The sequence below is a fragment of the Leptospira paudalimensis genome, assembly GCF_026151345.1.
GTDB lineage: Bacteria > Spirochaetota > Leptospiria > Leptospirales > Leptospiraceae > Leptospira_A > Leptospira_A paudalimensis.
On sequence record NZ_JAMQPR010000001.1, the window covers coordinates 1,905,851 to 1,928,104 of the forward strand.

Below are 22,254 nucleotides of genomic sequence, written 5' to 3' on the forward strand. Positions count from 1 at the left end.
TCCCTACCCACAACCACAAAAATGGTGTAAAAAACAACCTCGGGGAAACTGTGAACGCAACACCGAAACAAAAAAAACTCATTTCTCTCTCACAATTCATCCTGGAAGAGCAACTCAAAATCCCGCACGCATCGGGAGAATTCACCGCCCTTCTTAGCCATTTGGTTTATGCCGCAAAAATTGTAGGCCGAGAAGTGAGGAAAGCGGGACTCCTCGATGACATTTTGGGTGCCACAGAAGACACAAATGTCCAAGGCGAAACCCAGATGAAACTGGATCAATACGCAGACAATGCCTTTAACCAATCCTTAAAAATCTGTGGTCACCTTTGTGTACTCGCCAGTGAAGAACATGAAGCCATCATCCCAATCCCTGGTGGGTACAATATTGGAAAGTACACGATGGCAATTGATCCTTTGGATGGTTCATCGAATATTGATACCAATGTATCCATTGGAACCATTTTTTCCATCCACCAAAGATTAGAACCTAATTCCAAAGAACCAGGAACTGAAAGAGACCTGCTCCAAAAAGGCCATTTACAACGTTGCGCTGGTTATATCATTTATGGATCTTCGACTATGCTTGTTTTATCTACTGGAAAGGGAGTTTCTGGATTCACACTCGATCCAAGTGTCGGTGAATTTTTACTGTCTCACCCGAACATGCAAATGCCAGAAGCGGGAGATATTTATTCTGCCAATGAAGGGAATGCATCCTATTGGTCACCCGAAGTCCAAGCCTACTTACAAAAAATCAAATCCATTGAAGGGGGAAAAAAGCCAAAAACTGCACGTTACATTGGTTCCCTCGTAGCAGATTTCCACAGAAACCTGTTAAAAGGAGGGATTTTCCTCTATCCAAACGATACAAAATCCAGCAAATACCCAAATGGAAAACTGCGTTTGTTATATGAAGCAGCTCCCATGGCGTTCATTGCAGAACAAGCAGGTGGTATGGCAGTGACCGTAAAAGGAGAACGAATTTTGGACCTAACTCCAAAGGAACTCCATGAACGAACAACGCTCATCATTGGAAGCAAAAGAGAAGTAGAAGAATTCCTTACATTTGTTCCAAAATAAATTCCTTAGAAATTTCTGATTCCATTCAGAAATTTCTTTCAATGGAAACGAAGATCGTGTAGTTTTGGCAGAATTAAAAGATTTTTAGGAGAAAACTTTCGATGAACAAAAAACTACTCGTTTTAATTCTCGGTGTAACTATGGCTTCTGGACTTGCTTTCTGCAAAAAAGAAGAGCCAGTTGTAGAAGAAAAAATGGAAACTGTTGAAGATGCAGCAAAAAAAGTAACTACTGAAGTAGAGAAAAAAGTAGATGCAGCAGTAAAAACTGCTGAAACAGAAGTAAAAAAAGCTGCTACTGGCGCTGTTAAAGACGCAACAAAAGACATTAAAAAACCAGCTGGTTTCTAATTCTTTTTTATCGTTTTTAAAACAAAAAACCAACCGATCTTCGGTTGGTTTTTTTTTGCCCTTTTAGGAATCCGTGTATTTGATTTTTGCGTGGAGTTCTTCCTCTAACGCACATTTGGGATAGGTTCCTACATCTAAAGCAGTACCGATGTAACCAAATGGATCTTGAGGAGAGATAATCCGAAGGTCCCATCCATTCACAATCCAAGGACATTGGTAATTTCGGTCCTTACAAACGATCTGTGAAGATTTAGGTTTTGGATAAGCCCATGCAGATGTTTGGAATTTACATTTGTTTTCAATTTCGGCAATGGTACGAATCCGTTTGATCGCATGATCAAATTCTTTAAACCGATCAATCATGGGATCTGCCAAATCTTTTCGGAAGAGTCCCTTCTCTGCATTATAAGTAAACATCACAAGGAGTTTTTCAGAAACATGTTCTTTGTCAGTTGTGACCTTTAGATTCTCCATGATGTACCGAGCAATCTTCAATGCGTCTAACGTGACTTCTGCGGTGTTATCGGCATATTCTCCCGCTTCTTCCTCGTCATCACTTGCATCGTCTTCCATTCCACTGCCGAGTAGTAAGTCTTGGTTCAATTGGTGTTTTCGTAAGTCTTCTACATTGACATTGGCTGGGTTCACACCTGGAATTTCAAAATTAGAATTTCCATGGTTGTTAATTGCACTAATCACTTCTTCTGGTAAATTGAGTTTACGTGCGATTTCGATACTGAGGTTCACAGCAGATGTAAGAGAGGAACCAAAAAAACTTTGTCTGTACAAACCTTCTTTGGATACAGAAATATCAGCGCATAAACCTGCTAAAAAACTATAACGGTTCACCATTTTAAATCCGTATTGTTTTTGGATGACAGATCCCAAACTGAGGAGTCCAAAATCTGCAAGATGATTAAAAAATTCTTTGTGTGAAAGTAAAATGCGAAAAAATGATAAGGCAACTGTTTTCGAATAAAATGAGTTTTGAATGATCCCCTTTAGACTAGCCATTCGTTCTGCATTTTGTTCATAAAGGTGGAAAATGAATTCATTAGACCTATCATCAACCCGATTTAAGATTGCTTTTGACAAAACTTGTCTAAGCATCTTCATTAAATCTTTTGACATTGCAAGTTTGAAGGAAGGAATATAATTCCCTTCTAATCCTTCTAGTTTTTTTAATACGTTTTCTTTGATTGCTACTTTTTCTTTGATAAGAATGTTTCCATTTTTATCAACAACAGGTTCACTGAGTGAGACAGAACCTAACAGATCATAATCCACAGCAAAATTTTTAAATTCATTGAATTCTAGGAATTCGATACCAGCACTCGTAATTTTCATAAAGGTCCTAGGGAAACTGTCTTTTATGTTCTTTTAAGAGCAAGATTTTTGCTTTCTTTCTTTGTCTAAATAGTGTAGTTTTTTAGTGGTTTTGGAGGTTCTATTTGGTTTCTTCTATCCCCAAAGACTCACAATCTGTGAGCGAATTACAAGAGTTCTACAGGCAAATGGTACTTATACGAAAGTTTGAAGAGGCTGCGGCGAAAGCATACAGTGTTGGAAAAATTGGCGGGTTTCTGCATTTGTACATTGGGCAAGAGGCAGTTGGTGTTGGTTCCATTGCTGCTCTCACTCCTCATGACTATATTGTCTCGACTTACCGTGACCATGGACACGCACTCGCTCGTGGTTTACATCCGAACGCACTGATGGCAGAACTTTTTGGAAAGGCAACTGGAGTCTCCAAAGGAAATGGAGGATCGATGCATTTTTTTGATAAAAATGCTCACTTTATGGGAGGGCATGGAATTGTAGGTGGTCATATCTCACTCGCTGCTGGGATCGCATTTGCCTCCAAGTATAAAAAAGAAGATTCAGTCACCATTTGTTTTTTTGGTGAAGGAGCTGCCAATATTGGTTCTTTTCACGAAGGACTCAACCTTGCTGCTATCTGGAAACTACCAGTTGTTTTCATTTGTGAGAACAATCATTATGCGATGGGAACACCCGAATACCGTGCTCTAGCTGTCAAAGATGTGTCGGTGCGAGCCTATGCATATGATATGGCGAGGGACCATATCGAAGGGGATGAAGTAAGAAAGGTTAGAGACCATGTGAAAGTTGCGGTAGACAGAGCACGCCGAGGGGAAGGACCAACTCTCATTGAAGTATCCACTTACCGGTTTCGTGGTCATTCCATGTCAGACCCAGCCAAATATAGAACCAAAGAAGAATTAGATGCTTATAAAAAAAAGGATCCACTGATGCGGGCAAGGCATGAACTTGAATTAGGTGGAATTAAACCAGAAATTTTGGACAAATTGGAAATCGAAATCCAAACCCAAATTGATGAAGCTTATGCATTTGCAGAATCCTCTCCCGAACCACCTCTTTCCCAACTTCACAAGTATGTGTACGCGGAGGATAAATAAATGGCAGTGTTAACCTATCGAGAAGCACTCAATCGCGCCATGGTGGAAGAAATGGAAAAAGACCCCATGATTTATTTGATGGGAGAAGAAGTGGGACATTACCAAGGTGCCTATAAAGTTTCCCAAGGGATGCTCGATAAGTTTGGAGAAGCCAGAGTGATTGACACCCCTATTTCCGAAAATGGATTTGCAGGGATTGGTGTGGGATCAGCGATGGTGGGACTCAGACCTATCATTGAATTTATGACTTGGAATTTTTCGTTGGTTGCGATCGACCAAATCATCAACTCAGCAGCAAAGATGAATTATATGAGCGGTGGTCAATTTCCGATGCCAATTGTATTTCGCGGTGCAGGTGGTGCAGGAGGAAGACTTGGAGCCCAACACTCACAAGCCTTTGAATCTTGGTATGCTCACTGCCCTGGTCTCAAGGTTGTATGCCCTGCGACACCAAAAGATGCCTATGGCCTCCTCAAATCTTCGATCCGGGATAACAATCCAACCATCTTCATCGAATCAGAAGTTTTGTATGGTTCCAAAGGAGAAGTCCCCGAACAGGAATATACCATTCCTTTAGGTCTTGGAGAAATCAAACGAAAAGGAACAGACATAACTATCGTTACCTGGTCGAGAGCTCTCAGTTTTGCAGAAGAAGCTGCAATCATTTTAGAAAAAGAAGGAATCTCCGTCGAAATTGTGGATCTACGCAGTTTACGACCGTTAGATGAAAATCTCATTTATGAGTCGGTCAAAAAAACAAACAGAGCCATTGTTGTCGAAGAAGGATGGCCTGTGGCTGGGTTTGGAGCACAAATTTCACACCTCATCCAAAAAAATGTTTTCTCATATCTAGACCACCCTGTGGAACGAGTCACACAAATGGATGTTCCTATGTCTTATGCTGCAAACCTCGAACGAATGAGTTTGCCGAATGCCAACCGAGTGGCAGATACCATCCGAGAGATGTTACGTTAAGGAGACCAGAGTGGCAAAAATACAAGAAATGACCCAATTATCCCCTACGATGGAAGAGGGAACCATTGTGAAATGGCTAAAAAAAGAAGGTGATTCCGTAAGTCCAGGGGACATCCTCGCGGAAGTTGAAACTGACAAAGCAGTCATGGAGATGGAAGCTTATGATTCAGGAGTGATCTTAAAAATCATCCAAGGGGAAGGCACCAAACTAAAAGTAGGTGAAGCACTTGCCGTGATTGGAAAACCAGGAGAAGACATCACATCCCTACTTACGAACCTTCCAAAAAAAACTCCCGGTTCGACGCTAGCCACAACGAGTGAAACTCCAAAAGAGGTGGTCTCTTCCACACCAAGTGTTGGAACAAACGAAACTGTAGCCAAGGAAAGTCCAAACCTACAAACTCACTCAGTTTCCCAAAACCAATCGCCTGCCCCAATTCAGACAACCACTCTTCAAAAAGAGACAACAAATGGAACACCCTCTGTACCACGTGGAACTCTTCGTGTACTTGCTTCTCCCCTTGCAAAATCCATTGCCATCGAACATGGAATTGACTTACACAAGGTCATAGGAACCGGTCCCGAAGGAAGGATCACTAAAAAAGATGTATTGGATACCTTAACAAAAGGAATGGGATCAACAAGTGGAGGGTATGAAACACAAGTGAGTGATGAGGTGATTAGTTTGAATGGAATGCGTAAAACCATAGCCAAACGACTCACGGAATCCAAACAAAACCTACCCCATTTTTACTTGAATGTGGATGTCAATGCGAAAGCCCTTGAGGCCTTACGCAAGGAAATCAATGATTTCCAAACCGCTCAAAACCCAGAAACACCCACTAAAGTGAGTTTGAATGACATCATTGTCAAAGCAACAGCTTCCGCCCTCAAACTCCATCCTAAGGTGAATGCAAGTTTCCAAGGTGATTCCATTTTACAATTTGGTCGCATCGACGTAGGAATCGCAGTGTCAATTGACGGAGGACTACTAACGCCCGTTATCCGTGATGCAAACAGAAAGTCCATCCAACAAATTTCACACGAAGTGAAGGAACTCGCAAAAAAAGCCAGGGAAAGAAAGTTAAAACCAGAAGAGTTTACGAATGGTACTTTTACCATTTCCAATTTGGGGATGTATGGAATCAGTCGGTTTACAGCCATTATCAATGAACCTGAAAGTGCAATCCTTGCTGTTGGTTCTGTAGAGGATAAACCCGTTGTGGAAAATGGAAACGTGGTGGCAGGAAGGATTCTTTCTCTCACACTCTCCTGCGATCACCGGGTGATCGATGGAGCTGTGGGAGCAGAGTTTTTAAAGACCTTAAGGAGTTTATTGGAAAAACCAAATCTTCTCCTTGCAGTCGGTTAATCAAATTTAAGGTTAAGCAGCAAAAAAATCTGCACTTTGGATATCGGCAATGGGAATGCGAACCACACCAGTGGCCAAATTCCCGATAACGACATCGTCCATCATTTGGCGGTTTTTATCGAGTTCGATGCTCTTTCCATCTTTGAGGTGTAAAACGATATCGATTCCTCGGTAGTGGATGTAACGTTCGAGTGTGTTTTTGAATTTGTGAGCTTTGTCCATCTGGTTTTTCGTTCCTTTATCTTTGTAACTTACAAAGGGTATCGTACGAAGTGAATGAGACCTTTAGAAAATTTTGTCTCATTAGATAAGTTTTTTTTGACATCCATAGGAAACTAAGAGAATTATGTCACATGAAGTCTGAGAACCCAACCTCCGCCACTCCTGGCGTACGAAAAGCTGCCCTCCTCCTCCTATCCCTTGGCAAAGAAAGAGCCGCCGATGTTCTAAGACACCTAGACGATTCTATGTTAGAAGCAGTGATTTTGGAAATGTCCAAAATTAGGTCTGTTTCCAAGGAAGAAAGGGAAACCATTCTAAAAGAATTCCATCATACCATTGAAGACATTTCCGAATCCACTTCGGGTGGATTGTCAACAGCCAAATCCCTTCTCGAACATACAGTGGGATCAGAAAAAGCCAATGTGATCTTAAAAAAGATCCATAAAGAAGAAACGAAGAATGATTTTGAATTTTTAAACTTAGTTGAGCCGACGGTTTTACAAACCATGCTCGCGACAGAATCACCTCAAATCATTGCAGTTACCCTTTCGCACCTGGATCCCAAAAAAGCAGCCGATGTTTTGAAACTCTTCCCGAAACCAGAACAGGCAAAAATCGCAGTCCGTCTCGCCACGACCTCCAAAACCCACCCAGATGTGATCCAAAACATCGCAAGGATTCTCAAAAAACGGTACGAAGAAAGGGACAAACAAGAATATTCCGAAGCTGGTGGTGCACACGTACTTGCGAACATCCTTAACTTTATGGAAAAGGGTGCAGAAGAAACCATCCTTTCTGAATTAGAAGAAACCTCACCAGATGTTGCTGACCAAGTCAGGGAAAAATTATACACGTTTGAAGACATTTTATCTCTCGATAACAAAGAGATGAGGATTCTCATCAATCGATTGGCAGATGATACGGCAATCTCTCTTGCCATTCGTGGTGCCGGAGATGAAATCCGAAAAAAATTCTTAAACAATATGAGCCAAAACCGTGCAGAAGATATATTAGATATTTTAGATATGAAACCCCGCGTCACCTTACGAGAGATAAACGAAGCACGAAGTAAGATTGTCCAGGTTGCAAGAGTTTTAGAAGAGGAAAATCAAATCCTATTCAAAAAAGACAAAGAAGAATACATCGAATGAAAAGGGGATGAACAAGAAGGGAAATTCCCGATGGCGGAGTTGACGGGGCTCGAACCCGCGACATCCTGCGTGACAGGCAGGCACTCTAACCAACTGAGCTACAACTCCATCGGAATAAAAACCAAGGTATAGATTCGACTCCAATCGTCAACATTGTTTTCATTTGTTTTCTTGCCTTCGGTTAGAATTTTGAGAAACTGGCATAGGTTCTATGCAAATCGAAGAAAAAAAAGCCAAAGACCTTTTCCAGGATCGTATCTTCACACTTTCCAATTTTTTATCCATATTCCGTGTATTGTTATTACCGTTTTTTTTCTATAGCACATATGATTATGCCAAAGATCCATCTAACCTAAAAGCATTCTTTGCTTCCATTGGTTATGCTTTGGTTGCCGTTTTTACTGATTATTTGGATGGCCTCTTTGCTAGACTCTTACACCAAGAAACCACTCTCGGTAGGTACTTAGATCCTGTTTGTGATAAACTTGTGACTTTGGGTGGACTTTCAGTTGTGACACTTCATTTTGCATTTCCCAGTTGGATCCTCATTGTGTATTTTATCCGTGAGGTTTTAGGTGTTTGGCTCGGTGGGTTTTTGTATTTAAAACGTGGTCTCCAAGGTAGGCCTAATTGGTGGGGGAAATTTGGTGTGGGAATTGTTGCCGTTTCTGTAATTTGGTACATGTCACTTCCCTACTTCCACCAGTTTGGTGCCCCTTATCCGTTTCTCATGCACCCTGTGATTTCGGCTTATGTTTTACTTTTTGTACTCACGGCAGGTGTGATCGCTTATGTGGTACGGTATTGGAATATTGTCTTACATCCTGAAGCAATCGAACTAGACCCAGAAAACAAAAAACAAGCAAAGAAATACCAAAAGATCTAAGCTGCCCAATCTTATCTTTAGAAAATCTGATTTGGCATCATGAGATACGTTTTTTAACTTTTGCTTTTTTCTTGGCTAAGGAATCAAATTCCCTTAGTTTTAATTTTAAAATATCAAGAGTTTCTCTCAACACTGCTTTTCCATGTTCACTATCAATTTCACGAACAAAACGCACAATCATACCCAATGTATGACTGAAATACAAGGCAAATGGACGAAGTTCTGATTCTTTGAGTGTTGGAAGGCATCGGATCATGGTCCTTATCATCAGGTCAGCGTTTCGGTATGTATCTCGATTGTCTTCTTGTACCAGTTCGGGAATTGCCCTTGCACCTGCCCAAAGATTGGCTAGGGCTGGGTCTTTTTGGAAAACAGAAACAAACTGTTTGAAGGCTTTCTCCGAGGCAATTTCCAACTCTTCTATGGTACGAACGGGATCCAAAATCCGTTTGGTTTCTTCAAACATGAAATCGTAATATTCAGTCATAATCGAGAGTAATAAGGTACTTTTTCCAGGAAAGTATTGGTATAAGGAACCAATTTGAATGCCCGCAGTTTGTGCAATTTCCCTCATACTCACTGCATCAATTCCCTTTTCTCCGATGAGTTCCTTTGCCGTTTTTAGGATTTGTTCTACCCTTTCGCGACTTCTATTTTGGACAGGGACTTTCATAGACGAGCTCATAGGAAAAGGAGAACTCACTAGGCAAAATTTGCACATCTTTTTTTAGAAGGACGTTATTTTTGATCTTGACTCATTCTGATTTATGATCAATGCTCAGATTTATATGATCATTGATCATATTAGGATCGTGTAGAATGGAACAAAGAACAAAACAGGAAATAGAATCAAAGGGTCTTATCGATAAATCAGACACAATCTGTATTATTGGTGCAGGGCCTGCGGGATTAACGATGGCGAGGTCTTTATTTGCAAAAGGCATTCCATTTGTTGTATTTGAGAAACACAATGATGTTGGAGGGATTTGGGACATTCAAAATCCAGGTTCTCCTATGTATGAAAGTGCTCACTTTATTTCCTCAAAGTATCTTTCGAATTATTTTGATTACCCGATGCCAAGTGATTACCCTGACTATCCTTCGAACCGCCAAATTTTGATGTACCATCGAAAGTTTGCGAAAGATTTTAATTTATACCCATACATTCATTTTCATACAAGTATCAAAGAAATTATACAATCAGGTGAAAAATGGATCGTGAAAACAACGACAAACGAAACTTATCTCTTCCAAGGGATTGTTTGTGCGACTGGTATCACATGGTCACCCAACCAACCGAAACTCAAGGGAGAAGAAACATTTTCGGGTCAAATTTTACACAGTGTCCATTACAAATCACCAAACCTATTTCAGGGAAAACGAGTCTTAATCGTTGGAGCCGGTAATTCGGGATGTGATATCGCCTGTGATGCTGGCGCAAATGCAAAACAAGCTTACATCAGTGTAAGACGAGGGTATCATTTTATTCCCAAACATATCCTTGGAAAACCGGCTGATGTATTTGGTGATGGTGCTCACTTTATACCCAATTGGATTTCTCAAATGGTATTTGGGAAGTTATTAAAATTCCTTGTGGGAGACCTTACAAAACTTGGGTTACCAGCACCTGATCATAAAATATTCGAAACTCATCCGATCATCAATGACCAATTAATCCATAACTTAAGGCATGGTGATGTCATTGCAAAACCAGACATCGATTTTTTAGAAGGAGATTCAGTTGTCTTTAAAGATGGTACAAAAGAGAAAATTGACCTCATCATCTTAGCAACAGGTTATAACTGGTCCATCCCTTATATGGATGAGAAATACTTTGAATGGAAAAATGGAAGGCCAGACCTCTACCTCACTTTATTCAATCGGAACTACGAGAATTTATATGCCTTAGGTTATATGGAAACCGATGGAGGTGCTTACAAAATGTTTGATGAAATGGCAAACCTCATTGCTTCCTATATCGAAGCCAAAAAAAATCACCATCCATCCGCCTTACAATTTGCCAAATTGATCCAAAATGATCGTCCATTGTTGAATGGAAACATCCAATACCTAAATTCAGGAAGGCATTCAGTATATGTGAATCAGGTCGCCTACAAACAATACCGATCGAAAATTCAAAAAAAGATGGGATGGCCTGAACTAAAAATCGGACAATTCAATCCACTTAAGACTTTGGATTCCTCCTCCTTACAAACCTTTGTTTCAGGTGGATCCAAATGATAAACTCAATCGACGGACAGCCGAAAAAAACCGCTTTGATCACAGGTGGAGGTGGTGCAATCGCAGAAGAAATTGCCATTCAATTGGACAAAGCAGGATACCAACTTTTACTTTCTGATATCAATTTGGAAAAAATGTCTTCCCTTCAGACAAAATTAAAAGGGAAACCTGAATACTTTGTCTGTGACCAAACCAATCCGAAAGAGATTCAATCCTTAATCACCAAGATCCAAGAGAAGGTTCCAAATATTGATGTGCTGATCAATAATGCAGGTTACACCAAAGAAGGGCCTTTTATCTCACAGTCCATAACCGACATCGAAAGGCAAATGTGGATCAATTTGATGAGTCCAATCCAACTGATCCACGGGATTTTGCCACTGATGTTAAAACGTGGAAAAGGATCCATTGTTTCGATCGTTTCCATTGGTGGGATCATTGCTTTAGCTGACTCTTCGATCTACTCTGCTGGGAAATTTGGACTACGAGGTTTTTTAACTGCCTTATACGAAGAACTAAAACATACAGGTATTAAAGTTTCAGGAATTTACCCCGCTGCTGTGGATACACCGATGCTTTTACATGAAGCATTAAATGGCGGAACTGCAATCAATTGGTTAAATAAAGTGCAAACCCCGAAAAAAGTAGCAGATGCAGTTCTAATAGGGATCAAAAAAGGGACCTTAGAGATATACGTACCATATTCCGACGGTCTAGTTTCTCGTTTGGTCGCTGTGTTTCCTTGGCTTATGGGGAAACTATCACCACTCCTCAAAATGATAGGAGAACGAAGTAAAGAAAGGTGGTTAAAAGGAAAGGGAATTCAAAATCCCACACAAAAGAATCATTAGCGATCCTATGATGGTTTGATTTGTATTCAGAACGAAAAGATGAAAGGAGAGATATAAGGGATAATAGGCCCAAGACAACTGAATACCATAAGGTATTCAGTTTGAATCTATTATCCCAAAGGGATTAACGTCGTTTTTTCTTTGCCGCTCTTTTTTTAGCTACTTTCTTCTTTGCTACTTTTTTCTTTTTAGGAGCAACTTTCTTAGTTTTTTTCTTGGCTGCTTTTTTCTTTTTAGCTGCCTTCTTCTTCTTAGGAGCTGCTTTTTTTGCTCTTTTTTTCTTTGCCGCTTTCTTTTTGGCTGCTTTCTTCTTTTTAGGAGCTGCTTTTTTAGCAACAACTGTTACTTCAGGAGCAGGTTCTTCCATTACTACGGGCATTTCTATTGTTTCGTTTTCTTCCATACATGTAACCTTATGAAGATTGGTTCTATCTTCCGTCTGGAAACGATAACAATGGTTGGATTCTAAAAAGTAAATTCATTTTTATTTTCTTAAGATGATCTGACCTAATTTCTTTCCAATTTAAATTAAGAATCGATTCAATCCTGAAATCTCATACGATGATACAAAGAATTGTATACGATTTCACCATATTCATGAAGTGATCCCTCAATTTGTAGATGATTTCAATTTATGGTAAGTCGACACAACTTCCTTCGCACGTTCAGGACGTTTTGATTTTTGGTACAATTTGATTAGGACTTTTAATACAGGTAAAACATCTGGTTTTCGACTATCAAGTCTCTCTGCTAAATCGATGGCTTCTTCTATCATACCAGCCTTCGCATATTGTATGACACCATTCCAAATCATCTGTAAACCTGATGGGTGCACATTCGAAAAGGATTCAGCAGCTTGTCCCGCCAAAGAAAACCTACCTAGTTTACGATACAATTGGTACAATACTTTCCAAAACAGGGGGTTTTCATTTTCAATCACTAACTCTTTCTCTAAAATTTGTAATGCCTCTAAATTTTGGTCATTCTTTACCAATTGGATACATCTTTCAATTGTTCCGGATTCAAAATTCCTTTTTGGGGTTTCAAATGGTTGGAATTTGATGCTGAGAAACGACAAATCATCTGTTAACTCACCGATTGATTGTAATTTGATTCCTAAGGCAATTACATCAGCTTTTGTTTCTTCCACTTGTTTTAAGATGGAAGTATGATCAAAATTGATGACACGATTTTTGGATTCATCCATCCCCAAATCCAAATCATCTCTACCATCACTTCCTAAAATAATGGTGTCTCCAGGTCGAATCCAACATGTTTCAATTTTTGCTCTTTCCTTTTGCATTCCTAATTTATAATTAGTGGCTTGTTCGGAAAGGAACTGTGCTTTTCCCTCTCGGTACCGAATCGGAAAAGGATGTTCTGCGTTGATATAGTACATATATCCATTTTTTTCATCAACAAGTCCCAAAAGTAAGGACATTGACATCGATCCATCAAAACCTTCAAAAACATTATTCAAATCATTTAAAGCAGTGTGTAACCAACGTTCGGGGTAATATTCGGATAATATTCCTTCTCGATTCGTTCGTTCTATGAGAGCACGAAATGCTGTACCAAAAACTAAGACTCCACCTGCCCCTTGCATGGATTTCCCCATCGCATCACCATTGGCAAATACACAATACTTACGCCCTCGTAAAACAATTTGGTCAGTAACACAAATATCCCCTCCCAATTCATACTCTCTCTCCTTAAATTGGAAAGATTTCTTCTGTTTGACATAGGATAAAAATGATACTGATTTTGATTGGTTTCGTATCCCAGAAAGCGGACGAGTGAGAAGTGAAGTGAGATAATAGTCACCATCTTGTTGTGACTTCAAGCGACTAACCTCTAAAATTGCATCTTCATAAGAACGATTGAGTGTTCGTAACATCAGTCCTAATAATAGTAAAACAGAAACAGCTGTGATGAGGAAATCTTCACTCCTTGCCTTTAAAGATGAATAATCAGAAAACCAATTAGGGAATCCATTTTGTACTTCATTGATTACAAATAAGAGTGAAACAAAAAAAAGGATCGCAACACTATCCCATTTTTTGCCGAGAATTAACATATTCAGAACAAGGATGGGAGCAAGTAACATCACATTGGCACTGACAATCCCACCACTATATTTAATCTGCAAACAGGCAGTGAGTGAACTGATGATAAACGTAGGGACAATTAAAATTTGAAAGTAACGTTTCAATCGAGACAAATAATAAAATAAAATGGTAGAACCAAATGCTGCCCATAAGGCGAGTAATCCTCCCATTTCAAAGCCTTCTCGGAAAAACTCTGATCCAAGTCCAACTAACATGGCAATGAGTCCCGCAAACAATGTGCCATTCAAAATTCGGTGGCGCATCACAAATTGGTCAGTAGGACCAAGGACATTCACGATCCAAACGGACAACGTTCGTTTGCAGAAAGAAAGGAAAAATGGGAAATTCGCATGTTTCATCACTTCAAAACCTGGTGTAGTTTGTAATTTTACCGACATTTGTCGAGAAATTAAATGACTAGAAGGAACTCTGGAAATAGAACGAATCGACAAAAGGGAATATTTTTTAGTCGACAATTGTCGACTATTATTCATCCTAGAAAAGGAAGGAAATTGTGATGACCCTTGACACAAAAAAAACCAAATCCATCCAAAAAGAGATGATAACCGCCTGTATTCAGTTAGCTGATCTTGGTTTTTTAGCAGGGATCGGTGGTAATCTAGCTGTACGTGTGGATGAAACTTATATGGTGGTCACACCTTCTGCAAGTGATTATTATACAATGAAACCAGAAGACCTTTGTGTCTTACGAATTGATTCCCTAGAGATGGTGGAAGGTACCAAACAACCCACAACGGAAAGTGGAATCCATGCTAGTTTTTTTATAAAACGACCTGACATCAATGTCAGTTTACACACGCACCAACCCTTAGCAAGTGCCATCACATTACTAGGAAAGGATTTAGTCTTAACAGAGAAAGAAACAAAGGAACGATTAGGGGATCGATTGGTAATGGTTTCCTATGCTCCTTCCGGAACTTCATTTTTAGTAAGTGCCTTTCAGTCAAAAATTTCAGACAATACAAATGGATACTTACTCAAAAACCATGGAATTGTCTGTGGAGCAAAGGATCTAAAATCTGCAATCCGTTCTGTTACCTTGATCGAAAAAGAAGCATCTGAATTTTTACGCCAATCCATTCAAAATCATCCAAATCCAAACCGACTTTCTTCAAGACTACTCAAACAAATCAATACGATCTTTTTAAGTGCAAGGCATACTTAAGTTACAAAAGGAATCATCATGATCCAATTAGCTAAAAAAACAAATAGAGTGAAAAAAAAACTATCTCCCGACGAATTGGAGTTACAAGACCTCTGGACCCGATTGGAATCCAAGGGACTTTTCCAAAATCTAACGGCAAGTTTGTCTTTTTTAGTACCTGGTGAAGGGAAAATGATCCTTATGGTGAAGGGAGATGGAAAAAAGAAACAACCTCACGTCGGAATTTATCATCTAGAGAATCCAAATACGATGTTAAGTGGAGATGATTCGTTACCCACTCTCCCTTCCTTAATCCGTTTCCATGTTGACCTTTATAAAATTCGCCCTGATGTTGGTGCGATTGTAAGATTCATCCCCCCTTGGAGTTCTCATCTACATTCGATTGACCACCCTCTTCCTTTAGTTTTTGACGAACAATGCCGGCAATTAGGGGCACCAGTTTACCAATTACCAATTGATCTGAATGGGAATTTACTTACGAGTCCAACACTTACTTCTGGTGCAAATGGATTTTTGTTAGGTGAAGAGGTCATCATCACAAGTGTGACTCGTGAGAAGGCAATTTATAATTGTGAATTAATCGAAAAATGTGCCAAAGCATACTTGTTAGCGATTGCCACTGGGGGAAAGGTAAAACAAATTCCATGGTTTGTTCGTTTCATTGCAAAAAGCCGGTTATTAAAAGACGAAAAAAAAGCGATGGAATTTTACAAACGTGGAGAAAGGCCAACGGGTTTCAAGGCCTACTAATAACAGAAACATTCGATTGGAAATGAATTCGGTTTTGTCGATTTAAGACTGGTTCTTTTTTTCCATTTCTTCAGGCCATTCTGCTTTGATTTCTAACACTTTTGGTAATACTTTCATAAACTCTTTTACCAATTGAGGATCAAAATGGGTTCCCGATTCTTTTTGTAAAAATGATAAAGCATCCTCTACTTCCCATGCTTTTTTGTATGGTCTTACGGTTGTTAGAGCATCAAATACATCTGCAATTGCAATGATCCTTCCTTCTAGTGGAATATTTTCCCCTTTTAATTGGTAAGGGTATCCAGTACCATCAAATTTTTCATGATGAGTGAGTGCTATGGATTTTGCTAATTTTAACAGACTAGAATGGTGGTCTCCTATGATCTCCGCTCCAATTTGTGGATGGCGTTTCATGATCTGCCATTCTTCTTCCGTAAGTTTTCCTGGTTTTTGGATGATGGAATCTGGGATCCCAATTTTTCCAACATCATGCATAGGAGCTGCATTCAGAATTTCATCTGCACCTTCTTCGCTGTATCCAATGGCAAGAGCCAGTGTTTTTGAATAGTGGCTCATACGAATAACATGCATCCCCGTTTCATTGTCTTTATATTCAGAAGCCATACCCAATCTTTGGATGATTTGTAATCTTGTAATTTTCACTTCTTCACTATCCACAAGAGACAAATGAGTTTTGACTCGTGCTTTGACAATGGAGGGACTTACTGGTTTTGTAATATAATCAACAGCACCTAATTTAAATCCTTTTTCTTCATCTCCCACATCAGTGAGAGCCGTAACAAAAATCACAGGAATGTATTTGGTACTTTGGTTTTCTTTGAATCTCTGGATGAGCTCATAACCTGTGACTTCTGGCATCATCACATCCAAAAGAATTAAATCGGGAGTTTCTCGATTTGCAAGTTCCCAACCTTTTTCCGCATCTTTTGCAAAAAAAAGGATATAATCATTTTTAAGAATTTCGTTTAAAATTTGTAAATTTGTAGGTTCATCATCGATGATAAGGACCTTTGCTTTTAGATTGTCTTTCATCTAAATATCTCCTAATTGTTTCTCCAGTTTTTTCAAACTTTGAATGGATGTTTCAAAATCAAATTGTTCAATGGATTTTGTGATCGTGTGAATCTCTGCAAGAAAAGAAGGTAATGATAGTATTTTCTCAAGTTCCTGCCAATCAGTAGGATTGAGGTTACCTTTTTCATACGAGAGGATAAGGTTCTGAATCAATTGAATTGCTTTTTTGGCATCCAATGGATCCAAAGTTTTGTTCTCATTATCATCAGATACTGGCACTGTTTCTCTATTGCCTTGGGATAAAATTCCAAGAAGTTTTTGGAATTCCGTCTGGACCAAATTCCATAAAGAGTGGAAGTCTGATTCGTTATGAGATTCTTTTTCCCATCCTTTTAGAATTTGTAATACTGATTTTAAACCCAAATTCGAAGTGACCCCTTTCCATTTATGGATCACTTCAGTCATTTGGCTCTGTGTTAACATTTGATTTTTGAAGTTTGGAATGGTATTCACTTGGTCACGTAAGTAATCCTGTAACACACGAATGTATTTTGTTTTGGAACCATAAATTTTAATCCCTCGATCCCAATCAATTGGAGTATCGAATGAATGGTCCAATGTACTTTGGTTTAACAATCGATTCTGTTTCTCAATGGATTCATCCGTCATTTGTTCTGTCTTTTGACTAGGTCGTTTCAAAACCCATTTCGCAATTTCTTCGTAAAGTTCCTCTACATCAATGGGCTTGGACACAAATCCATCCATTCCTGCCATTCTTGCTTGTTCCTTGTCCTCTTCAAATACACTTGCAGAGAGGGCAATGATAGGAGTTCGATTCCGCAAATTGGCAGATTCAAATGTACGCATTTGTTTTGTAGCTTCTAATCCATCCATCTCAGGCATTTGGATGTCCATAAGAACCAAATCAAAACTATTTGTTTGAAATGCCTTTAATGCTTCCAATCCGTTGTGAGTTACTTGCACCTTATGTCCGTTTGTTTCCATTAAGATTTGAATGAGTTCCACATTCTGTTTGACGTCATCGGCAATGAGGACATTTAATTTAGGAAGGGAATGAAGTTCTTTATTTTGGATGAGTGTTTCTAAATTCCCTTTTTGTAATGGTAAACAAAAATAAAAATCACTCCCCTCTCCCATTTTACTTTCTACCCAAATTTTCCCACCCATCAGTTCCACCAATTGTTTGGAAATGGTCGTACCAAGGCCTGTTCCTCCAAATCGACGACTCATAGATACATCTGCTTGTGTAAATGGTTCAAAAATTTTTTCAAGTCTGTCTTCTGCAATGCCAATCCCTGTATCATGGATATGAAACATCACCTGGTTCTCCTTTGGTGTAACAGAAAGGTGAATTTTTCCTTCTTTTGTAAATTTAATCGCATTGCCTATTAAATTCGTTAAAATTTGCCGAATGCGAAGGTTATCCCCTTTGTAATAATCTTCCAATAAATCCGAATAAAAGGTAGTAAATGTTAATCCCTTTTTCTTTGCTTCGATCGCAAACGTCGAGGATACTTGGTCTATGAGAGAGAGTAAAGAGAAATCAAATACTTCTAACTCTACTGAGCCTCGGTCCAGTTTCGCAGAGTTCAAGATATCGTTTAACAATCGTAATAATGACTTTGCAGAATTTCGTATGGTTTCAAGATGTTTTTTTTGTGGATTGGGTAGAGGGTCTGCAAGCAAAACTTCGGTAAAACCTATGATAGCATTCATAGGAGTACGAATTTCATGACTCATATTTGCTAAGAAGGTTGTTTTTGTGATAGAAGCCATCTCTGCCTTTTCTTTTGATTCAATAAGAGCCTCTTCAATCATTCGCCTGTCTGTGTTATCGAGTATCACTCCATCCAAAAACTTCACTTCATTGTTTTCATCATAAACAAGACCACCATATTCCAAAACCCAACGAATGTCTCCATCTTTGTGCAAAATTCGATAATTTAATACAAATGTATCCGAGGTAGATATCGCATTTTGTATCGTGTTAGAAACGTGTTCTCTATCATCAGGATGGATGATGTCAGAAAAATTAAGAATACGATTTGGTTCTAAAAAATCACTCGCAGGATAACCTGATAAAGTAAAAATTGCATCACTTAGAAAAACAGAAGACCAATATTCATCAACCAAACAACGGTAAACTACGCCAGGGATATTTTGTATGAATGATTTTAATTGTTCTTCATTTTCCTTTAATGCATTTTCAATCATGATTCTCTCTGAGATATCACTAATAAGCCCAACAAAAATATCGTCTTGTGGAAGTTTGGTGTGACCGATGGCAAGACGGATTGGAAATGTAGTTCCATCTTTACGAACTGCAATGGTTTCCCTACCGATACCAATGATCTTCGCTTCTCCTGTGTTCAGATAATTGGATAAGTATCCATCATGTTCCTCGCGAAAGGGACTTGGCATCAAAATTTTTACATTTTTACCGATGATCTCATTCGAAGACCAACCAAACATTCGTTCCGCTGTTACATTAAATTCCTGAACAATACCACGTGTATCAATCATAACGATTGCATCGGCTGCCGTTTCAATGATTGCTCTAAGCCGAGATTCACTTTTGACTAAGTTTTGGAAAAGATCCTTATAACTGATAAATGCAATTGTTACAACGGCAGATCCAATCACAAATAAACTTCCAAAACCTACTAAAAAGGCTAAAAATAATTGGTCATTCGTGGAATTGTCTACACTGGTTCCGATGGGCACAACAAATCGAGCTGCTGCCATTCCAGTATAATGCATGCCCGATATCGCAGAACCCATCACTATTCCACTAACTAACGTTAAATAAATACTCCTAATCTTTAGGTTTGAGTTTTTTAATCGGAATTGGATGAAAATGGATAAAATCGAAAGGGCAATGGCTACAACAAGTGAAATCAAAAAAAGAATCGGATCGTACATCAATTTTGGTTTCATCTGCATTGCAGACATTCCCATATAATGCATAAATCCAATGCCAACTCCAACGAGAATTCCAATGGAAACCAATTCAAATTTCGTAATTTGTTTTTTACTGAGGGTTTGCAGCGCAAAAAAAGAAGCAATAAAACTAGGAAGGATGGACAATGTTGTGATCAACTTATTGTATGTAACTGTAGTGCATAACTCAAAGGAGATCATTCCGATGAAATGCATGGACCAAACAGCACCACCAAGAGATAAACTTGCGGTAAACAAAATCGCAAATCGAGAGAATTGATTCCTTACTTCAGAGAATCGATGTAATAAATATAAAGAAATCCAAGAAGCAAGGATGGAAATGAATATGGATAAAAGTACAAACCAAGGGTTATAGGTTCCTTCGACAAAGTACACATTGGTGGGCGAGATGATGAAAAATTCCTGCAACAAATCCATAGCTAAAATAATAGTGCTTTAGAAAAAACGAATGTTCCTTCCCCATTCTTTGACTCTCGGTGGAGAGGGAAAGGAAGTATTTAGAATCATCAGATTTCAGTTTCCTTCGATCCGTACTATTCCTAAAAATCTGATTGGAAACGGATCAAAAGTAATGAGATTCACTATAAAGACCAAACCTTTACCAATAAACGAATAAAGGAAAACCCATTGCCTTTCGAATATTCTGGAGAAATCAAATTTTTCCAACTGCAAATCCTCCCAATGTACTTATCTGCATAAAGACATCTTGAATCAAAAACTCACATCCAATGTAAAACCTCATTACATATCACAATTATCTCTAAATAAATATACCGATCGGTTCACCATTCAGCTAACATAGAAATAAAATGGGTTGCCATTCTCTTGATTCTTTCACAACTTATATAAATGGATAAAAGTTTAATTGGAAAAAATGCAATTGTAACTGGCGCAGCCCTTGGAATTGGAAAAGAAACCTCTCTCCTACTTGCGAGAAAAGGTGCCAATGTGATTGTCTCAGACATCAAAGAAGAAGAAGGGAATCGTCTAGTAAACGAAATCCAAAACTTTGGTGGGACGGCTTCGTTTGTTTATTGTGATGTCAGTCGTGAAGAAGACATCATCCAGTTAACCAATTACTTACCGAACCAAAACAAACGGATTGATATCATGGTAAATAATGCTGGTATCGCCAATAAACCAACCTTCATGCATAAAGTTTCAACGGAAGTTTGGAATCAATTGATTTCACTTGATCTAACAAGTGTATTTTGGTGTCAAAAATATGCAACTAAACTGATGTTAGCTGATAAGAAAGGTGGTTCCATCATCAATGTGGCATCCATTGCAGGACTTGGAGCCTCACCTTCCCTTGGGCCGTATTGTGTAGCAAAAGCAGGTGTGATTGAACTTTCGACAACTGGTGCTTTAGAAGTAGCAAAGGCAGGAATTCGGATCAATGCAGTTTGCCCTGGTTGGACAGAAACTGCCATCCTTGATGTCGCAGGCGAACGGGGGAAATCGGCGATGGAAAAAAACATTCCCATGGGACGATTAGGCAAACCGAGTGAAGTGGCAAATCTCATTGTTTTTTTAGCATCGGATGAATCCAGTTTTATCACAGGATCTGTGTATAAAATTGATGGTGGTACAAGGAGTTAATTTTTTTGGGAAAGGGATCAGTAGGGCTTGGTCTGACGAATGTCAGACGGGAGCGATTCGCGCACCCCGAATGAGCCCGGTCCCCGAATGATACGAATATAGTTTCTGATTAGAAATGAAATTTTCTATCGAATTAAATCATTCGGGGATTCCCCCCTACCGCATTACTTCAAATAAACGGCCAAGTAAACTGTCCTGGGTTTGCATGGTTTTGGAATTGGCTTCGTAAGCACGATTCACTTCAATCATATCCACCATCTCAGTCACTACCGATACGTTCGATGCTTCCAAATACCCTTGTAACACTTGTGGGGCAAGGAGTTCCGGAAAGGCTGTAGGTTCTCCCGATTCTGGAGTGTCGGAATAAAAAGAATCCCCTTCTTTGTCGAGGTGGCGCGGGTTTTCGACCGTGCGGATTTTCAATTTATCAAGTAACACTGGTTCTTCGAAACGATTTTCACTAAAATTGGTTCCGTCTTTTGGTGCCGTTCCGAGTTTGGCATTGATATATATTTCGCCATTTTCTTTCACAAGGAAGTTCCCTTGGTTCACTTGGATGGGACCTTTTTCGCCAAGGAGAGGAAATCCTTGTGGGGTCACAACAAAACCATTTTTATCAAGTACAAAACTTCCACTCCGAGTGAGACGTTCACCCCGGTTGGTAAGAACAGAAAAAAAGGCAGGTTTTTCCATTCCAGGTTGGTCTTGGACCATAAGGTCAAAAATATTGTCAGTTTTTTTCACTGCCCCTTGTTCAAAGCGAGTGTACACTTCGTTCACTTCCGCACCAAACCCCAGTTTACCGACAACAGGAGAGGTATCAAAGGAACCCATGGGAGTTTTTCCAATCCCATCTTCAGAATAACGATGTAATAACATTTCAGGAAAGGTTTTGAAGACAGTGGTATCTTTTTTGAATGCAGTTTTATCCACATTGGCCAAATTATTGGCTATCACATCCATACGCACTTGTTGGGAAATCATCCCATTTGCACCTGTATACAATCCTCGTAACATAAGTTC

20 protein-coding genes and 1 tRNA gene are annotated in these 22,254 nt (G+C 39.2%); 12 read left to right on the forward strand and 9 right to left on the reverse strand.

Annotated features, from left to right (window positions below):
* Positions 1–50 precede the first annotated feature (50 nt).
* Both fbp and ND855_RS08890 read left to right on the forward strand, forming a co-directional pair.
* The gene (fbp, locus tag ND855_RS08885) at positions 51–1,082 is read left to right on the forward strand and encodes a class 1 fructose-bisphosphatase (RefSeq protein ID WP_265359368.1); all 1,032 of its coding nucleotides are present in this window, start codon (positions 51–53) and stop codon (positions 1,080–1,082) included.
* Positions 1,083–1,183: 101 nt separating this feature from the next.
* Positions 1,184–1,432, forward strand: a complete 249-nt coding sequence (locus ND855_RS08890; RefSeq protein ID WP_100718538.1) for a hypothetical protein — start codon at positions 1,184–1,186, stop codon at positions 1,430–1,432.
* Positions 1,433–1,495: 63 nt separating this feature from the next.
* On the opposite strand, the gene ND855_RS08895 is transcribed toward ND855_RS08890, so the two are convergent.
* Positions 1,496–2,779, reverse strand: coding sequence for a hypothetical protein (locus ND855_RS08895; RefSeq protein WP_265358045.1), 1,284 nt, complete (start codon positions 2,777–2,779; stop codon positions 1,496–1,498).
* Between the two features lie 104 nt (positions 2,780–2,883).
* On the opposite strand from ND855_RS08895, the gene pdhA reads away from it, so the two are divergent.
* From pdhA to ND855_RS08910, 3 genes are read left to right on the forward strand one after another with little or no spacing between them, the layout of a single operon-like run.
* On the forward strand, positions 2,884–3,870 hold the full coding sequence (pdhA, locus tag ND855_RS08900) for a pyruvate dehydrogenase (acetyl-transferring) E1 component subunit alpha (protein WP_265358046.1): 987 nt from the start codon (positions 2,884–2,886) through the stop codon (positions 3,868–3,870).
* Positions 3,871–4,845: a pyruvate dehydrogenase complex E1 component subunit beta gene (locus ND855_RS08905; protein WP_108958980.1), complete on the forward strand. Its 975-nt coding sequence runs from the start codon at positions 3,871–3,873 to the stop codon at positions 4,843–4,845.
* A 10-nt stretch (positions 4,846–4,855) separates the two neighbouring features.
* Positions 4,856–6,217, forward strand: a complete 1,362-nt coding sequence (locus ND855_RS08910) for a pyruvate dehydrogenase complex dihydrolipoamide acetyltransferase (protein WP_265358047.1) — start codon at positions 4,856–4,858, stop codon at positions 6,215–6,217.
* Positions 6,218–6,229: 12 nt separating this feature from the next.
* Here the strand turns inward: ND855_RS08910 and ND855_RS08915 are convergent, their stop codons facing one another.
* A complete protein-coding gene (locus ND855_RS08915; protein ID WP_015675889.1) occupies positions 6,230–6,439 on the reverse strand; it encodes a hypothetical protein in 210 nt (69 codons plus the stop codon).
* A 131-nt stretch (positions 6,440–6,570) separates the two neighbouring features.
* On the opposite strand from ND855_RS08915, the gene fliG reads away from it, so the two are divergent.
* Positions 6,571–7,590, forward strand: a complete 1,020-nt coding sequence (fliG, locus tag ND855_RS08920; protein WP_265358048.1) for a flagellar motor switch protein FliG — start codon at positions 6,571–6,573, stop codon at positions 7,588–7,590.
* A gap of 31 nt (positions 7,591–7,621) precedes the next feature.
* Here the strand turns inward: fliG and ND855_RS08925 are convergent.
* A tRNA-Asp gene (locus ND855_RS08925) sits at positions 7,622–7,698 on the reverse strand.
* A gap of 103 nt (positions 7,699–7,801) precedes the next feature.
* Here ND855_RS08925 and ND855_RS08930 point away from each other — a divergent pair.
* The gene (locus tag ND855_RS08930) at positions 7,802–8,476 is read left to right on the forward strand and encodes a CDP-alcohol phosphatidyltransferase family protein (protein ID WP_265358049.1); all 675 of its coding nucleotides are present in this window, start codon (positions 7,802–7,804) and stop codon (positions 8,474–8,476) included.
* Positions 8,477–8,513: 37 nt separating this feature from the next.
* Here ND855_RS08930 and ND855_RS08935 read toward each other — a convergent pair whose 3' ends face one another.
* A complete protein-coding gene (locus ND855_RS08935; RefSeq protein ID WP_265358050.1) occupies positions 8,514–9,161 on the reverse strand; it encodes a TetR/AcrR family transcriptional regulator in 648 nt (215 codons plus the stop codon).
* Between the two features lie 134 nt (positions 9,162–9,295).
* Between ND855_RS08935 and ND855_RS08940 the strand changes: the two genes are divergently transcribed.
* Entirely contained in the window at positions 9,296–10,717 is a 1,422-nt protein-coding gene (locus ND855_RS08940; protein ID WP_265358051.1) for a flavin-containing monooxygenase, read from the forward strand.
* Complete coding sequence (locus ND855_RS08945) at positions 10,714–11,568, forward strand: SDR family NAD(P)-dependent oxidoreductase (RefSeq protein ID WP_265358052.1); 855 nt, start codon at positions 10,714–10,716, stop codon at positions 11,566–11,568. The genes ND855_RS08940 and ND855_RS08945 overlap by 4 nt, the downstream gene beginning before the upstream one ends.
* A gap of 124 nt (positions 11,569–11,692) precedes the next feature.
* On the opposite strand, the gene ND855_RS08950 is transcribed toward ND855_RS08945, so the two are convergent.
* On the reverse strand, positions 11,693–11,971 hold the full coding sequence (locus ND855_RS08950) for a hypothetical protein (RefSeq protein ID WP_265358053.1): 279 nt from the start codon (positions 11,969–11,971) through the stop codon (positions 11,693–11,695).
* A 207-nt stretch (positions 11,972–12,178) separates the two neighbouring features.
* A complete protein-coding gene (locus ND855_RS08955) occupies positions 12,179–14,035 on the reverse strand; it encodes a PP2C family protein-serine/threonine phosphatase (RefSeq protein ID WP_265359369.1) in 1,857 nt (618 codons plus the stop codon).
* Between the two features lie 158 nt (positions 14,036–14,193).
* Between ND855_RS08955 and ND855_RS08960 the strand changes: the two genes are divergently transcribed.
* Positions 14,194–14,862 (forward strand): class II aldolase/adducin family protein, encoded by a 669-nt coding sequence (locus tag ND855_RS08960; RefSeq protein ID WP_265358054.1) that lies wholly within the window; start codon positions 14,194–14,196, stop codon positions 14,860–14,862.
* 18 nt (positions 14,863–14,880) lie between these two features.
* On the forward strand, positions 14,881–15,612 hold the full coding sequence (locus ND855_RS08965) for a class II aldolase/adducin head domain-containing protein (protein ID WP_265358055.1): 732 nt from the start codon (positions 14,881–14,883) through the stop codon (positions 15,610–15,612).
* Between the two features lie 42 nt (positions 15,613–15,654).
* Here ND855_RS08965 and ND855_RS08970 read toward each other — a convergent pair whose 3' ends face one another.
* Both ND855_RS08970 and ND855_RS08975 read right to left on the reverse strand, forming a co-directional pair.
* Entirely contained in the window at positions 15,655–16,665 is a 1,011-nt protein-coding gene (locus tag ND855_RS08970) for a response regulator (protein ID WP_265358056.1), read from the reverse strand.
* Complete coding sequence (locus ND855_RS08975) at positions 16,666–20,046, reverse strand: PAS domain S-box protein (protein WP_265358057.1); 3,381 nt, start codon at positions 20,044–20,046, stop codon at positions 16,666–16,668.
* A 432-nt stretch (positions 20,047–20,478) separates the two neighbouring features.
* Here ND855_RS08975 and ND855_RS08980 point away from each other — a divergent pair, with 432 nt between their 5' ends.
* Positions 20,479–21,231 (forward strand): SDR family NAD(P)-dependent oxidoreductase, encoded by a 753-nt coding sequence (locus ND855_RS08980; protein WP_265358058.1) that lies wholly within the window; start codon positions 20,479–20,481, stop codon positions 21,229–21,231.
* Between the two features lie 156 nt (positions 21,232–21,387).
* On the opposite strand, the gene ND855_RS08985 is transcribed toward ND855_RS08980, so the two are convergent.
* Complete coding sequence (locus tag ND855_RS08985; RefSeq protein WP_108958970.1) at positions 21,388–22,248, reverse strand: flagellar hook-basal body protein; 861 nt, start codon at positions 22,246–22,248, stop codon at positions 21,388–21,390.
* Positions 22,249–22,254: the final 6 nt, after the last annotated feature.